This is a genomic window from Natronomonas salina (assembly GCF_013391105.1).
GTDB lineage: Archaea > Halobacteriota > Halobacteria > Halobacteriales > Haloarculaceae > Natronomonas > Natronomonas salina.
The window spans coordinates 504,604-519,492 of record NZ_CP058335.1 but is presented as its reverse complement, the minus strand read 5'-3'; the positions used below and the strand labels follow the sequence as shown (position 1 = coordinate 519,492).

14 protein-coding genes are annotated in these 14,889 nt (G+C 69.3%); 4 read left to right on the top strand and 10 right to left on the bottom strand.

All coding sequences use genetic code 11. From position 1 onward, the window contains the following. Position 1 precedes the first annotated feature (1 nt). Positions 2 to 235, top strand: a complete 234-nt coding sequence (locus HWV07_RS02925; RefSeq protein ID WP_178332866.1) for a hypothetical protein — start codon at positions 2 to 4, stop codon at positions 233 to 235. Here HWV07_RS02925 and HWV07_RS02920 read toward each other — a convergent pair. From HWV07_RS02920 to HWV07_RS02905, 4 genes are read right to left on the bottom strand one after another with little or no spacing between them, the layout of a single operon-like run. Beyond that, positions 232 to 1,095, bottom strand: a complete 864-nt coding sequence (locus HWV07_RS02920) for an SDR family oxidoreductase (RefSeq protein ID WP_178332865.1) — start codon at positions 1,093 to 1,095, stop codon at positions 232 to 234. The two genes, HWV07_RS02925 and HWV07_RS02920, sit on opposite strands and share 4 nt — an antisense overlap. Positions 1,096 to 1,146: 51 nt before the next feature. Beyond that, on the bottom strand, positions 1,147 to 1,944 hold the full coding sequence (locus tag HWV07_RS02915) for an HpcH/HpaI aldolase family protein (RefSeq protein WP_178332864.1): 798 nt from the start codon (positions 1,942 to 1,944) through the stop codon (positions 1,147 to 1,149). A gap of 40 nt (positions 1,945 to 1,984) precedes the next feature. Continuing rightward, entirely contained in the window at positions 1,985 to 2,248 is a 264-nt protein-coding gene (locus tag HWV07_RS02910) for a hypothetical protein (RefSeq protein ID WP_178332863.1), read from the bottom strand. A 7-nt stretch (positions 2,249 to 2,255) separates the two neighbouring features. Beyond that, positions 2,256 to 3,479 (bottom strand): acyl-CoA dehydrogenase family protein, encoded by a 1,224-nt coding sequence (locus tag HWV07_RS02905; RefSeq protein ID WP_178332862.1) that lies wholly within the window; start codon positions 3,477 to 3,479, stop codon positions 2,256 to 2,258. Positions 3,480 to 3,630: 151 nt separating this feature from the next. Here HWV07_RS02905 and HWV07_RS02900 point away from each other — a divergent pair, with 151 nt between their 5' ends. After that, positions 3,631 to 4,800, top strand: a complete 1,170-nt coding sequence (locus HWV07_RS02900) for a CaiB/BaiF CoA transferase family protein (protein ID WP_178332861.1) — start codon at positions 3,631 to 3,633, stop codon at positions 4,798 to 4,800. On the opposite strand, the gene HWV07_RS02895 is transcribed toward HWV07_RS02900, so the two are convergent. From HWV07_RS02895 to HWV07_RS02870, 6 genes are all read right to left on the bottom strand, one after another. Next, positions 4,793 to 5,695: a DMT family transporter gene (locus tag HWV07_RS02895; protein ID WP_246279818.1), complete on the bottom strand. Its 903-nt coding sequence runs from the start codon at positions 5,693 to 5,695 to the stop codon at positions 4,793 to 4,795. The genes HWV07_RS02900 and HWV07_RS02895 overlap by 8 nt on opposite strands. Positions 5,696 to 6,165: 470 nt before the next feature. Beyond that, complete coding sequence (locus HWV07_RS02890) at positions 6,166 to 7,860, bottom strand: thiamine pyrophosphate-binding protein (protein WP_178332860.1); 1,695 nt, start codon at positions 7,858 to 7,860, stop codon at positions 6,166 to 6,168. Between the two features lie 77 nt (positions 7,861 to 7,937). Further along, positions 7,938 to 9,977 carry a TRAP transporter permease gene (locus HWV07_RS02885; RefSeq protein ID WP_178332859.1) on the bottom strand — a complete coding sequence of 680 codons (2,040 nt, stop codon included), beginning with the start codon at positions 9,975 to 9,977 and terminating at the stop codon, positions 7,938 to 7,940. Positions 9,978 to 9,983: 6 nt separating this feature from the next. Continuing rightward, positions 9,984 to 11,063 carry a TAXI family TRAP transporter solute-binding subunit gene (locus HWV07_RS19710; protein WP_246279817.1) on the bottom strand — a complete coding sequence of 360 codons (1,080 nt, stop codon included), beginning with the start codon at positions 11,061 to 11,063 and terminating at the stop codon, positions 9,984 to 9,986. 152 nt (positions 11,064 to 11,215) lie between these two features. Further along, a complete protein-coding gene (locus HWV07_RS02875; RefSeq protein WP_178332857.1) occupies positions 11,216 to 12,214 on the bottom strand; it encodes a TIGR04024 family LLM class F420-dependent oxidoreductase in 999 nt (332 codons plus the stop codon). 7 nt (positions 12,215 to 12,221) lie between these two features. Continuing rightward, on the bottom strand, positions 12,222 to 12,998 hold the full coding sequence (locus tag HWV07_RS02870) for an SDR family NAD(P)-dependent oxidoreductase (RefSeq protein ID WP_178332856.1): 777 nt from the start codon (positions 12,996 to 12,998) through the stop codon (positions 12,222 to 12,224). A gap of 173 nt (positions 12,999 to 13,171) precedes the next feature. Between HWV07_RS02870 and HWV07_RS02865 the strand changes: the two genes are divergently transcribed. Beyond that, complete coding sequence (locus HWV07_RS02865; RefSeq protein WP_178332855.1) at positions 13,172 to 14,134, top strand: MBL fold metallo-hydrolase; 963 nt, start codon at positions 13,172 to 13,174, stop codon at positions 14,132 to 14,134. Next, positions 14,131 to 14,829 carry an HAD family hydrolase gene (locus HWV07_RS02860; protein ID WP_178332854.1) on the top strand — a complete coding sequence of 233 codons (699 nt, stop codon included), beginning with the start codon at positions 14,131 to 14,133 and terminating at the stop codon, positions 14,827 to 14,829. The genes HWV07_RS02865 and HWV07_RS02860 overlap by 4 nt, the downstream gene beginning before the upstream one ends. Positions 14,830 to 14,889: the final 60 nt, after the last annotated feature.

Below are 14,889 nucleotides of genomic sequence, written 5' to 3'. Positions count from 1 at the left end.
CGTGCTGGGGTTCGTAACGAGGCTCGTCGGCGACGGCGCGAGTTCGGACGACGGCGCCGACGCGGAGTCGGCCGGGGACGGACGGCAGCAGACTCGCCTCTACGAGTGTCCCGACTGCGAGTCGGTCTACCTCTCGACGGACCTGGCGACGTGCGAGTCCTGCAACACCGGCGTCGAACGAGTCCCGTCGGAGCACGACCTCGCGTTCGGAACGGAGGAGGCCGGCAATGGCTAGCGACGGGACTCCAGGAGTCGCTGCGCCGGTTCGCTGGCGAGTGCCCTGATGCCGGCCCGCGAGACGGCGTCGCGGGCCCGCCCTTTGACGGCGCCGCCGACGAGGCTCCCGAGCAGCGACAGCCGGCCGACGTAGTAGGCCGGGGCGGGACTGTCGGCCGACGCGGCCTCGAGGATCGTCTCGGCGACGCGCTCCGGGGCGTTGATCCCCGGACCGCCGCACTCGACCGCCGGCGTGTCGTCGAGCACCCGGTAGAGGTCGTCGTAGGCGCTCGAGTGGTCGTAGCTCGTCACCTCCTCGAGGACGCGGTCGTAGAAGTCGGTGGCGACGGCACCGGGGAGCACCAGGACCACGTCGACGCCGGTCCCCGTCACCTCCTGTCGGAGCGCGTCGGTAATCGAGTGCAGCGCGTACTTCGAGCCGGTGTAGACGCCCAGGCCGGGCCCGGTGACGCCGCGGAACCCGCCGCCGACGTTGACGACGGTGCCGCGACCCTCCTCCCGCATCCGGGGCAGGACGGCGTGGATCAGCCGGAGCGGCCCGAACGTGTTGACCTCGAACTGGCGGACGACCTTCTCCATCGGGACGTCCTCGACGGGGCCGAACTGCCCGTAGCCGGCGTTGTTGACGAGGCAGTCGAGCCCTCCCTGCTCGTCGAAGACCCGGTCGACAGTCGTTTCGATGGTCTCCGGGTCGGTGACGTCGAGGGCCGCGGTGTGACAGCCCCGCGCCGCGAGGTCCTCCAGGTCGGTCGGGTCTCGCGCCGTGGCGTATACCTCCCAGCCGTCCTCGCAGAACGCCCCTGCGGTCGCGCGCCCGATGCCCGACGAACAACCGGTGACGAGTGCGGTCGCGTCCATACCGACCCGACGGCCGCCAGACTGGTAAGAGTGGGCGACCGTCCTCCCCGTTCAGTTCCCTGCGTCCTCGTACTGCTCGTGCCAGGAGCCGAGCTGTTTGCTGACGGCGCCCGTCGTGCTCCCGACGTTGAGCAACTGGTAGCCGTCGTCGACCTTCGCGCGGACGTCGTCCATCCCGAAGGTGAGGCCGCCGACCGCCACGTCGTTCTCCAGGCCGGTCGTCCGGACGGTCTCGACGGCTTCCTCGACCGGGTCGGCGTCCACCTCGCCGGGACGGCCCATCGACACCGACAGGTCGTTCGGGCCGACGAAGACGAAGCCGAGTTCCGGGACCGAGACGATCTCCTCGATGTTCTCGACGGCCCGCTCCGTCTCGACGGTGACGCCGACCAGCACCTCTTCGTCCTCGGTGGCCGGATACGAGTCGCCGGCGCCGCCCCACCGGCTCGCCCGCGGCGCGGCCAGGCCGCGCCGACCGGGCCCGTCGTCGTACTCGAACCGCGCGGCTTCAACGGCCGTCCGGACCTCCTCGGCCGTCTCGACGCGGGAGACGAACACGTTCCGCGCGCCCACGTCCAGGACCTTCCGGACCGTCGCCGGGTCGCTGGAGGGCACCCGGACGAGGAGCTCGGTGTCGACCGCGTCGGCGGCCCGCAGGAGGTCCTCCAGGCGCTCGCCGTCCATCGGGCTCGGCCCGCCGTGCTCGAGGTCGATCCAGACGAAGTCGAATCCCATCCCGCCGACCAGTTCCACGAGCTTCGGGCTGTAGACGCCGTCGATGACGCCGAAGGCGACGTCGCCGTTCTCGACGGTCCGCCGGAGCCGGTTCTGCTGGAGTTCGGATGTCACACCGAATCTTCGGTCGCCAGCCGGAAGAAGGCCGGCGTCGCTACGACTCGACGGTCCGCTCGAACAGCGGCCGGGTCAGCCGCTCGACGCGGAACGTCCGTTCGCCGTTCTCGTAGACCGACGGCGACGGCGCCTCGCGGTAGCGGTACACCTCGATCTGCTGGCGGTCGCCCTCCAGCCCCCGCGAGGTGGCCGGCGCGAACGTCACCACGTCGACGATCGGGTGGCGCTCCCAGTCGGTCGCCGCCAGCTCCGCGCGGACGGGCCGCGGCCACGGCGGCGACGCGGGTCGGAGTCGGCTCACGGCTCCGTTACGGCAGGCCGAGCTCCTTCGCGATGGTGTTCAGCTGGATCTCGTCGGTCCCCTCGACGATGCGGAGGATGCGGGCGGTCTGCAGTTCGTCCATGAACGGGTTGTCTTCCGCGAGGCCGTTGCCGCCGTGGACCTGCACGACGTCGTCGGCGATATCGAAGAGCACGTTCGACGCGAGGTACTTGACGATGGAGGACTCCTCGATGGCCTGCTCGCCGTTGTCCATGAGCCACGCCAGCCGGAGGCCCGCCGCGTCGGCGGCGAAGGCGTTCGCCCGGCCCCGCGCCAGCTTGTGGGAGATGCCCTGGAACTTGCCGATGGGACGGCCGAAGGCCTCCCGGTCGTTGGCGTACTCGACGCCGCGGTCGATGAGGAACTCGGCGTGGCCGAGTGCCCGCGCGCCGATCTCGAGGCGACCCAGCGACAGGAACTCCATGGCGTCGTAGAAGGCGCCGTCCTCCGTGCCGAGCATGCGGTCGTCGGGGACGCGGACGTCGTCGAGGACGATCTCGCCCTGCATACCGGTCATCCCGACGGCGTTGTTCATCGAGGCGATCTCGTACTCGTCGGCCTCGACGATGAAACAGGAGATGCCGCCGTACCGGCCCATCTCGTCGATGGGCGACGTCCGGGCGAACACCTGCACGAAGTCGGCGTACGGCGCGTTGGTGATCCACTGCTTCTGGCCGTTCAGCACCCACTCGTCGCCGTCCTTCTCGGCGGTCGTCGACATGTTCGGCGAGTCGGAGCCGACGCCGGGTTCGGTCTGTGCGAACGCCGTCGACTTCTCGCCGCGGACGCAGGGCAGCAGGTACTCCTCGACCTGGTCGCCCTCGGCCTGCGCAAGCAGCGGCTTCGGGCCCTCCGGGCCGGCCAGGACGTACTCGGTGATGCCCGGTCCCTTCGAGGCGACGTGTTTGACGGCGCGGTACCAGGTGACGTTCGAGACGCCCTCGCCGCTGACCTCCTCGGGGAGGTTCATCGCGTAGAAGCCGGCGTCGGCGCTCTTCTTCCGGACCTCCTGGATCGCCTCCAGCACCTCCGGGACGAGTCGCCCGTCGTCCTCGTGGCGCTTCCGGGGGTTCGACCACGTCTCGCCCAGCTCGTCCTCGATCGGCTGGACCTCCTGTTCGATGAACTCGTCGAGGCTCGAGAGGATGAGGTTGGTCTCCTCGTCGGTCTCGAAGTTCACGCCGGTGGAGGCCGCGTCCTGGGTTGCCATAGAATGTCATGCACCCAGCCGCCCTTAATAACTGTGCGAGTCCTCCACGGCTGCTTTAAGAGCACCCGACTCCGGCGCCGTCACGTAAACTCCGGGCCGCGTCCCGGCGGTTTCGTCGGGTGTTAAGTACCCGCACGCACACCGCCGAGGTATGCGACTCGATGGCGTTCGCGTGCTCGACCTCACGCGACTGCTCCCCGGCCCGTACGCGACGCAGCTGCTCGCCGACGCCGGCGCCGACGTGGTGAAAGTGGAGGACACCGGCGCGGGCGACTACGCGAGACACATGCCCCCGACGACCGACGAGGGCGTCGGCGCCGTCTTCGACGCCGTCAACCGCGGCAAGCGAAGCGTCGCCCTCGACCTCAAGAGCGACGCCGGCCAGGAGGCGTTCTACGAACTCGTCGCCGACGCCGACGTCGTCATCGAGAGCTTCCGGCCCGGCGTCACCGAACGGCTCGGCGTCGACTACGAAACGCTCACCGAGTACCGCGAGGACCTCGTCTACTGCTCGCTGACCGGCTACGGCCAGGAGGGCCCCCACGCCGACCGCGTCGGCCACGACCTCAACTACATCGGCCTCGCCGGGCTGCTCGACATGACCCGCGACGACGACGACGAGAAACCGCGAACCCCCGGCTACCAGATCGCCGACATGGCCGGCGGGCTGCTCGCCGCGTTCTCGGTGTGCTCGGCGCTGCTCTCTCGGGAACTCGGCAACTCCGGCGGCGAGTACCTCGACGTCGCGCTCACCGACGCCGTCGTCTCCTTCTCGCAGGCGATAGCTCCCGAGGCGCTGCGCGGCGAGGACCCTCGCCCCGGCGAGACCGCGCTCACCGGCGAGTATCCCTGGTACGACGTCTACGAGGCCAAGGACGGCCAGTACGTCACCCTCGGCGCCCTCGAGCCGCAGTTCTGGGCCGCGTTCTGCGAGGCCGTCGACCGCCCCGACCTCGCGGGCAAGCACATGACCGGGGACCCTGCCGAGCGGCAGGCCGTCCGCGAGGAACTGGAGGAACTCTTCGCGGAGCGGACCCGCGACGAGTGGGCCGAGGCGATGGCCGACGTGGACGCCGCCGTCGACGGCGTCTACCGGCCGGCGGAGACGTTCGACCACCCGCAGATCGAGGCCCGCGGCTACGTCGAACGTCCCGAGGACGGCTCCCCGCGTGTCGGGTTCCCGCTCTGCGGGTCCGACGTACCGGATGCTGGCGCCATCGACCCGCCGGGACACGGGGAACACACCGACGAACTCCTGCGAGACGCCGGACTGGACGACGAGTCCATCGACCGGCTCCGCGACGAAGGCGCGATCAACTGACGCCGGCGCCGACGAGGTCGACCAGCGCGTGGCGTTTCAGCAACGCGAAGCCGACGAAGACCACGACGAACCCGGCGACGGAGAGGAGGCCGATGGTCTCGTCGAGCAGGAAGACCCCGGCGACGGTCGCCACGACCGGGACGAGGTAGGCCACGAGGCTCGTCTCGAAGGCGCCGCGCTCCTCGAGGAACGTGAAGTAGATGAGGAACGCCAGCGCCGTCGAGAAGACGCCCAGGTAGACGACGGCGCCGACGGCGGTCGACGACAGCGCGCTCGCTCCGGGCAGCTCGCCGGCGCCGAGGCTGAAGGCGTGCAGGAGGAGTCCGCCGACGAGCATCGACCAGCCGGTCAGCGCGACCCGTTCCATGGTGGGGCCGGCCCGCTGGACGATGACGCCGCCGAGGGAGACCAGGACCACCTGGCCGACGATGATGAGTCGGCCGACGGTGTCGCCGGCCAGCAGGTTGTTCGGGTCGGGCTGGACGATGAGCCCGACGCCGAGGAAGCCGAGGCCGGCGCCGACCGCGCCGACCGCCGAGAGACGCTCGCCGAGCAGTGCGAGCGCCCACAGCGCGGTGAGGATCGGGACGAGCGCCTGCAGGATCGCGGCGACGCCGCTGGGGACGGTCTGCTGGCCGATGAACAGCAGCCCGTTGCCGGCGATGAGGAACGCGCCGCCCCCGAGGATGGCCGAGACGTTGTTCCACCCGACCGGCCGCCAGGTGTCGGTCGTCGCGACGGCGTAGCCCAGGAGGAGCACGGCGGCGACGTCGTAGCGGAACGCCGCGAACAGCAGCGGCGGGAGGTACTCGAGGCCGACGGAGATGGCCGGGAAGGAGAGGCCCCACATCACGGCGAGGGCGGCGAACATCGTGGCGGCGTAGGCCCTGGACACGTCATCGGTGTTGCCGCGTTGCCGTGATATCCCTGCCGTTTCCGGAACTGCGTACAGGCGACCCGCTAATTCGACGAGCCGTGGGTCGCGCTCGCGGCTCGCTTCCGCTCACCGCTCGCATCGAGGTGACTCCGCCACCTCGCTACCGCCTCGGCGGCCCGTCGGTGGCTGCTCAGAGCACGGGCTGTCTGGTCGGGTTATCGTACTTAAGAAGCCGGGTCAGGTCCAGAAACCGCGCGACCGGAGGGAGCGCGGTCCGCGGCGACGAGGCCGCAGGCCGAGTCGCCGTAGCGTTCGGAAATCGCCCTTGGCGATTTCCGCAGCCCATCAGAAGTGCTTCGCACTTCTGAGGACGCCCGACGACTAACGCGGCGCGAACAAAGTGAGCGCCGCGGCACGGAGGATGGCGCGCATATTTTCCCCAAGCTTTTGCCGGGCGGCCGAAGGCCGCCCGTGCAAAAAGTGGGTGCTCAGTCGTGGACGAGCACGTCGATGACGTCGGTGCCGCTCGACTCCAGGGCCTCCTCGTAGACGTCGGGGAACGCCTCGGGCGTCTCGACGAGGTGGCCGCGGGCGCCGTGGCTCTCGGCGTTCTTCGGGATGTCGACGTGGGGGTCGAAGTCCATCCCCACGAAGTCGTAGTCCGCTTCCTCCCCGCCGAGCATCTTCAGCGTGTTGTTCTTGAGGATCCGGTAGTTGCGGTTGTCGGAGACGACGACCGTCAGGTCGAGGTCGTGCCGGGCGGCGGAGTAGATGGAGTGGGGGTAGTAGAGGTACGAGCCGTCGCCGACGTAGCCGACGACGGTCCGGGGGTCGTCCTGGATGGACTCGGCGAAGGCGGCGCCGACGGCCGCCGGGAGGCCGTAGCCGAGACCGCCGCCCTTGTTCGAGAGGTACTGCTCCTTGTCGAACGGGAAGCGGGTGAGCATCGCGAACTTGGAGGTGACCCCCTCGTCGACGATGTAGACCTCGTCGTCGACCTCGATCATGTTGTCGACGAGTTCGGCCTTCGAGGAGCGCTCGTCGCCCTCGGGTTTCTCGTCCTCGCCGATGTCCTGCATCGTCCCCGCCAGCGACTGCTTCATTGTCTGGACGTAGTCGGCACGGGCTTCCTGCTCCTCGTCGTCCAGGCGGTCGTCGACGCGCTCGGCGATCTCGCCCATCACGTGGCCGGGGTCGCCGACGACGGCGGCGTCGGCGGGGTGGTTCTTCCCGACCTCCCAGGGGTCGCTGGAGATCTGGATGGTCGTCGTGTCCTCGTCGACGAGCGGGTTCTCGTGGCGGAGCAGCGTCGTGTTCGTGGAGGTGCCGACCAGCGCCAGCGTGTCGGTGTCCATCATCATCGAGGCCAGCCCCTCGTCGGCGGCCATGAAGGAGATCCAGTGGTCGTGTTCCGTGGGGTAGTTCACCTCGCTGGCGAGGATCTCGCCGTGGACGCGCGCGCCGGCAGCCTCGGCCAGTTCGATGGCGGCGTCGACGGCCTGCTTGCCGGCGCGGGCGACGTGGTCGCCCAGCACCAGCACGGGCTGGTCGGCCTCGACGAAGTAGTCGGCGGCGGCCTCGATCTGCTGGGGGTCGCCGCGGCCGGCGTCCGGGATCGGGCCGAGGCGTTCGGGCGTGCGGTCGGTCTCGGTCTGCATCACGTCCGCCGGAAGCGCGAGGAAGACGGGACCGGTCGGCGGCGTCAGCGCGACACGGAACGCCCGGCGTAGCAGCATCGGCAGCGAGTCGACGTGGGTGACTTCCGCGGACATCTTGCAGAACTGGTCGACGAGTCGCTCGAGATCGCCGGTCAGGATGGGCTCCTCGTGCCGGAAGTCCAGTTCGTGGTTGCCGGCGGTGACGACGACCGGGGCGCCGCCGTACATCGCGCCGAAGACGTTGCCGAGCCCGTGGGCGAGGCCGGGCGTGACGTGGAGGTTGACGACGCCGACGGGGTTGACGTCGGGGTCGTCGTCGGCGTGGTAGCGGCGGGTGGAGGCGTAGCCGGCGGCCATCCCCGTGGCGACGTCCTCCTGGAGGCCGAGGACGTACTCCAGGTCGCTGTGGGAGAGCGCGTTCATGATGGGCAGCTCCGTCGTCCCGGGATTGCCGAAGACGTGCTGGACGCCGTACTGCTCGAGTGCGTCGACGAAGAGATCCGCTCCCGTGTAGGAATTTGCCATGGCTCTTCCTGTCGTTGCCACCGATAAATAGTTCATCCCTTCGGCGACCGGCCCTCAGGGAAGTGGGCGACGGGACGCTAGTCGCCGACCTGCGTCGACGCCCCGCCGATCTCCGTCTCGGCGACGAAGCTCCCGTAGATCAGCGCCGCCCCGAGGACGACTGCGGCGGCCACCTGCAGGCCGAAGTGGACGACGCTGCCGAACATCGCGCCGAAGGCCAGCACGACGTAGCCGGCCCGCCAGTGGTACGCCAGGTCGTGGGCGCCGTCGTAGCCGACCATGGCCACGATTAGTCCGATCGTCCCAGACAGGACCAGCGGGAACTGGATGAGCGTGTCCGGGACCGACCAGTAGATGAGGCTGTCGTTCGCCACGAAGGCGTAGGGGATGACGAACCCGGGGGCCCCGAGCCGGAGCGCCTGCACGCAGGAGCGCGTGAAGCTGGTGTCGGCGATGCGGGAGCCGACGGCCACCGAGATGGCGACCGGCGGCGTGATCGCCGACAGCATCGCGAAGTAGAAGACGAACATGTGGGTCGCGATGTCCGGAACGCCCATCTCGATGACGCCCGGGGCGACCAGGATGACCACCAGGATGTAGGCCGCGGGCGTCGGCATCCCCAGTCCGAAGAGCACCGACGCGACCATCGCCAGCAGCAGGACGACGATCAGCGAGCCGCCGCCGAGGCTGATGATGAGCGTCCCGACCCGCTGGGTGAGGCCGGTCCCCTCCAGCAACTGGACGATGAGGCCCATCGCGGCGAGGACGCCGATGAGCGGCGCCATGTCGACGCCGCCCTGCCGGAGTCCGTCGACGGTCTGGGCGGCGGTCGTCTTCGCCGACTCCGCGGAGATCCCCCGGGAGTAGGCGTTCCTGATGGCGACGACGCCGACGATGGTGAAGATGGAGTACATCCCCGCCGTCATCGGCGAGTACCGCAGCCAGATGAGCGTGTACAGCAGGACGCAGAGCGGGATGAGGAAGTGCGCCCCCTCCGCGAGCATCCGCCACTCGAAGGAGTCGAGGTCCTCGGAGATCCAGCCGTGCTTGAGCACGGTGTAGTGGACGCCGACCCCGACGCTGAGGTAGAACAGCATCGCGGGGATGGTGCCGGCCTGGATGATGTCGACGTACGGGACGTCGAGCAGGTCGGCCATGATGAAGGCGGCGACGCCCATCACGGGCGGGAGCATCTGTCCGCCGGCCGAGGCGACCGCCTCGATGGCGGCCGCGAAGTCGTCCTGGACGCCCTGCTCCTTCAGCATCGGGATGGTGAAGCTCCCCGTCGTGGCCGTGTTCGCCGCCGCGCTCCCGGTGATCGAGCCCATGATCATGCTCGCCACGACGGCGATCTGGACGACGCCCGTCCGGAGGCTGGTCCCGAGTTCGCTCCCGACGTCGAGGACGAAGTCCATCAGCCCGAACGCCTTCGCGATGCCGGCGAACATGATGAAGATGGCGACCCACGTCGCGCCGATCCGCATCAGCGTCTCGTGGTAGACGCCGGTGATCTCGATGGCGCCGGTCCGGGAGATCTGCTGCCACGTGAAGCCGGTGTGCCGGAGCGCGCCCGGCATCTCGGGGCCGACGAGCGAGTGGGAGTACAGGACAGACAGCACCGCGAACGCCGCGATGACGTTCCCGAAGGCCCGCCGCGTCGAGTCGATGGCCAGCACGATGAGGACGACGCCGACGTAGTAGTCGACCTGGGTGTGGCCCTGCAGGAAGACGTCCTCCATGAGCCGCTCGAAGTGGTAGTGGACGTAGCCCGTCGCGGCGAGGGCCAGCAGCGCCAGGGCGACGGCCACGAACGGGTCGATCCGCGCGTACCCGTCCCGGACGCGGTCGAGCGCCGACCTGGAGCCTGCCGGGGTGTGGGGCGGCCAGTTGTCGGCGTCGAACCGCTCGCTCGCGTAGTGGAGGTAGAAGAGCGCCAGACCGATCCCCAGGAAGATGTTCATGTACGCCTCCACCTGGTCGAACGTCGGGAGGTTGAACACCAGCGTGGTCGCGTACCCGACGGTGAACAGCGTCAGCGAGACGCCCAGCAGCGACACGATGGCGTCGAGCACCGACTTCGGACCCGCGTCGTCCGCGAACCGGGTGGTTACGGACATCGAGTGTCAGTCGAAGACGTATCCCAGTGCGTGTTCGAGCGCCGGTGCCGTCCCCGAACCGCTCGGCGTGGGCGAGATGGAACTCCCGGACTCGATGTCCGCGAGCGTCTCCCAGCCCTCGTTGGCCGTACAGAAGAACCACGGGAGGTCGTAGAAGTGCATGACCTGGGTCATCTCGAAGTTCAGGTTGTCGTACGGCTCGTTGCCGTCACGGACGTCCTGGGCCGACCAGTTCTGGATGTAGACGCTCTCGGCCTCCTCGTTGTTCAGCGCGCCCATGTTGGCCTCGGTGCCGGGGCTGGTCTGGGCCTCGACGAACACCTCGTCGGTGTTCTCGTTGACCACGGCGGCCATCCCCTGGTTCGCCGCGTAGGCGGAGGTCGTCGACCCGGACGTCCGCATCCGGAACTGCGCCTCGCCGTCCTGGGAGCCGCCGACCTGCTCGTCGGGTTCGTCGGCGCGCTCGAATTCGTCGCTCCAGAGGCCGTTCTCCTGGTAGAAGTCGGCAGCCGCCGGGTGGAACGGGACCCCATCGTACATGTTCTCGAGCCAGAACTCCTCGTTCTCGAGGCGCTCGAGGACGGCGCTGTACTCGCCCAGCTGGTCGCGGTTCTCGTACAGCGTCGTCATGAACTCGTAGACCGTGTCGTAGTCGAGGTCGTTCCGCGTGACGAAGTTGTACGCGAAGGTCGGACAGTGGACCTCGTCCGGGATGTACGCCGCGTTCTCGAGTTCCTCGCCGGGGAACGACTGGACGAGTAGCCGGTCGTCGCCCTCCCAGTCCTCGAGGACGTCGTCCGGGACGCCGAGGATGCGGAGGTCGACCTGGGCCATCATGTCCTGCAACCAGCCGGGCGCGATCTGGAAGTTGAGGTAGGTCCCGACGCCGACGTCCAGGCGACCCTCGTTCATCGCGCTGCCCTGTTCGCCGTAGCCGACGCTGACGCGCTCGTATTCGTCGCTACCGCCGTCGTCACCGTTGCCACCGCCGGAGCAGCCGGCGAGGGCGAGCGCCCCGACTCCGGTGCCGGTCGCCGTCAGGAAGCGTCGACGCGTCGTCCCGCGCAGTGGCTGGTTACCTGCCATGTCCGCCAAGAGATGCCCAGGGATAATGAATGCCGCGCCAATCATCAACTTCAGTACCGTTCATCCGAGTTTGTATTTCTCCCGACAGACCGGGTGGAAAGAACAGATCCAGGGCCGACGCGCCGGGGCCCTGGTGGCGCGTACCGGAACGGTCAGGGCGCCAGCGCCCGGACCGTCGACTCGATCTGGTCGAGGTCGGCACCGCGCGGGAACGACACGGAGACGGCCTCGATGCCGTCGACGTCGGTGAACCGCTCGAAGTGCTCGCGGGCCTCCTCCGGGGTCCCCCAGACGGCCAGTTGCTCGAGCAGGTCGTCGGGCAGCGCCGCGATCGCGGCCTGCTTGTCACCGCCCTGCCACTTGTCGTGGATCTCGTGGGCGACCTCCTCGTGGCCCTGCCGGGCGAGGTTGTCCCGGTAGTAGGTGCCCATCCCACCGACGTAGAAGGCCGAGTGCTGCTTGACGAGCTGCTTGGCCTCCTCGGCGTCCTCCAGGGCACAGCAGGTCAGCGAGAGGGTGACGCGCTGCTCGGAGCGGTCGCGGTCGCCCATCTCGGAGCCGCGCTCGAAGTCCTCCAGGCGGTCCCGGAGCCCGTCGCGGGTGAGCATCAGCGCGTGCCAGCCGTCGGCGAACCGGCCGGCGAGTTCGACGGCCTTCGGGCCCATCCCGGCGGTCTCGACGGACGGGACCGGGTCCGGCGGGTCGCAGCGCAGCCGAAACCCCTCGAGGTCGAAGTACTCGCCGTCGTAGTCGACGGGCTCCCCCGAGAGGACCTGCTTGACGACGTCGACGGTCTCGCGGGTCCGGCGGAGCGGGTTCCCGAAGTCCACGCCGTGCCAGTTCTCGATGACGATGGGGCCCGAGGGGCCGAGCCCGAGCCGGAAGCGGCCGTCGGCGACCTCCTGGAGCGTCGCGGCGGTCTGGCCGATGAGCGCCGGCGACCGCGAGTACACCGGCATGATGGAGGTCCCGATGTCGATGTCCTCGGTCCCGTGGGCGATGCTGGTCAGCGTCGTCACCGCGTCGCGGCCCCAGGTCTCCGGGAGCCACGCGGTGTCGTAGCCGAGTTCCTCGCCCAGTCGCGCCTGCTCGACGAGCGCGTCGACGCTCGGCTGGGCCGCGACGGGGAGGAAGACGTCTCGTTCGGTCATGGTCGGATCACAGGTTCGAGTCCTCCAGCGGGGGGACGCCCTGGGCGACGATGGTCTCGCCGACGACGTACGAGGAGGCGTCGCTCGCGAGGAACTGGACGATGTCGGCGATCTCCTCGGGCAGGCCCATCTCCTTGGCGATGTCGCTTCGCTCGACGTTCGCGGGGTCGATGCCCATCTGGGAGGCGACGCCGGCGGTCCCGACCAGCCCCGGCGCGATGCAGTTGACCTTGATGTCGTCCTCGGCGTACTCGGCTGACAGCGACGTCGTGAGGTTCACGACCGCCGCCTTCGCGGCGCCGTAGTGGCTCATGTACCTGGAGCCCATCGTCCCCGCGACGGAGGCGAAGTTGACGATGCTGCCGCCGTCGCCCTGCTCCTGCATCTGCTGGCCGGCGACCTGCGAGCAGTGGAACGTGCCGTGGAGGTTGATGTCCACGATGGTCTTCCAGCCGTTCTCGGAGATGTCGTCGAAGCCGGCCATGAAGGAGGCGCCGGCGTTGTTGATCATCGCGTCGACGCCGCCGAACTCCTCGACGGTCGCCTCGACGAGCGCCTCCACCGAGTCGCGCTCGCGGACGTCGCACTCGACGGCGATGGCCTCGCCGGGCGCGTCGCCGGCGTTGATGTCCTCGGCGACCTCCTCGATCTCCTCCGGGGACCGCGAGGTGACCACGACGTTCGCGCCGTCGTCGGCGAACCGCCGGGCCGTCACCTCGCCGATGCCCTGGCTGGAGCCGGTGATGATGGCCGTCTGCCCGTCGACGCTGAACTGGTCTAGCATCGGTCCTCCCGCGCCGTGTGCGCGCTCGTGCGTGTCGCTGTCATGTGACGCGAGTACGTTCCGCTGCTACCTTAATAAAGGTAAGAGTTCGACGGGGTCGCTGAACAATGGTAAGTCGCGGGCGCTTGTGGGGAAACGAATATTTAAACGGAACCGCGGCGAACTTCCGGCAGATGGAACTCCGGAACAGTGTGGACGACGTCCACCGGCTCGAGTTCGAGGTGGACTGGCGACCGGGACACGTCGCCTGCTACCTCGTCGACGGCCCCGAGCCGATCCTCGTCGACGCCGCGCTCCCCGACCACGACGCCGCGCTCCGCGACGCCCTCGCCGAACACGACTACGAACCCAGCGACGTCGAACACCTGCTGGTCACCCACCCGCACGTCGACCACGTCGGCCAGGTCCCCACCATACTCGAGGCGGGCGACCCGACCGTCTACGCGCCCGCCGGCGTCCGCGAGCGGTTCGCCCGCGACCCCGAGGGCCTCGAGTCGCGGGTCCGCCGGAACTGCGAGGCGGCCGGCTTCCCCGACGAGCAACTCGAGATGGCCGTCGAGATGGCCGTCGAGTCGCTCGAACGGGACTCCGCGCTGCTCCCGCCGGATGACGTCGACGTCTGGATCGAACCCGGCGACACGACGACGATCGGTCACGTCGAGATCGGCGCGGTCCACGCGCCCGGCCACCAGGCCGACCACCTCTGCTACCCGACCGAACTCGGCGGCGAGTCGGTCCTGCTGGCCGGCGACATGGGCATCCAGCCCTTCCGTCCCGTCGTCATGCACGACGGCCTCGACGACGGCCACCGCGAGGCCTTCGAGGCCTTCTACACCGCGCTGGACCGCCTTGACGACGTGGACGTCGACCGCGTCTACCCGGGGCACGGTCCCGTCCACGACGACCTCGCCGGCGCCGTCGAGCGCCACCGCGAGAGCCTGGACGACCGCCTCGAGAACGTGACCGACCTCGTCGAGGACGGCTACTCGACGGTCCCCGGCGTCGCCATGGCGCTGGCCGGCGACCGGGACGTCAAGTACCTCATCCCCGAGACGATGAGTGCGCTGGCGCACCTCGAGGAGACCGGCGCGGTCGGAAGCGAGATGCGCGACGGCGTCCGCTTCTACGAGGCATGAGCGAGGGCGACCCCGACCGCGCCTACGACGCCGTCCTCTGGGACATCGGCGGCGTCATCGTCGAACTGAAGTCCGTCCGGGAGGGGTACGCGACCTTCGTCGCCGAACTCGCCGACGAACACGACCTCGACCCCGAGGCGGCGCTCGACACCTGGAAGTCGACCCTCGGCGAGCACTTCAAGGGCCGCGAGGGAACCGAGTACCGGACCGCACGCGAGGGCTACGAGAAGGCCACCACCGCGCTGTTCGACGGCGATCCGCCTGACGACTGGGAGGCTACCTTCGCCGAGGCGACAGACGCCACGCTCCGCGCCGAGGACGGCGCCGTCGAGACCATCCGGGCGCTCGACGAGGCGGGGCTCAAACTGGCCATCGTCTCCGACATCGACACCCGCGAGGCCGAGAACATGCTCGAGACCTTCGGCGTCCGCGAGCGCTTCGACCACGTCACCACCTCCGAGGACGTCGGCCACACCAAGCCCGACGCGCGGATGTTCCGCGACGCCCTGGACGCCCTCGACGTCGATCCCGAGCGCGCGCTGATGGTCGGGGACCGCCACTCCCACGACGTCGCCGGCGCCGCCGACCTCGGCATCGGGACCGTCGGCTACGGCGAGGACGGCCGGGGACCCGAGGCCGACTACGAGATCGACGACCTGCGCGAGCTGCTCGACGTCGTCGGCGTCGTTCGATAACCGCCGAGAACGCCGTTCTCGCCCGCCCTACTAAACGACCCTCCCATCACCGTCCCAATC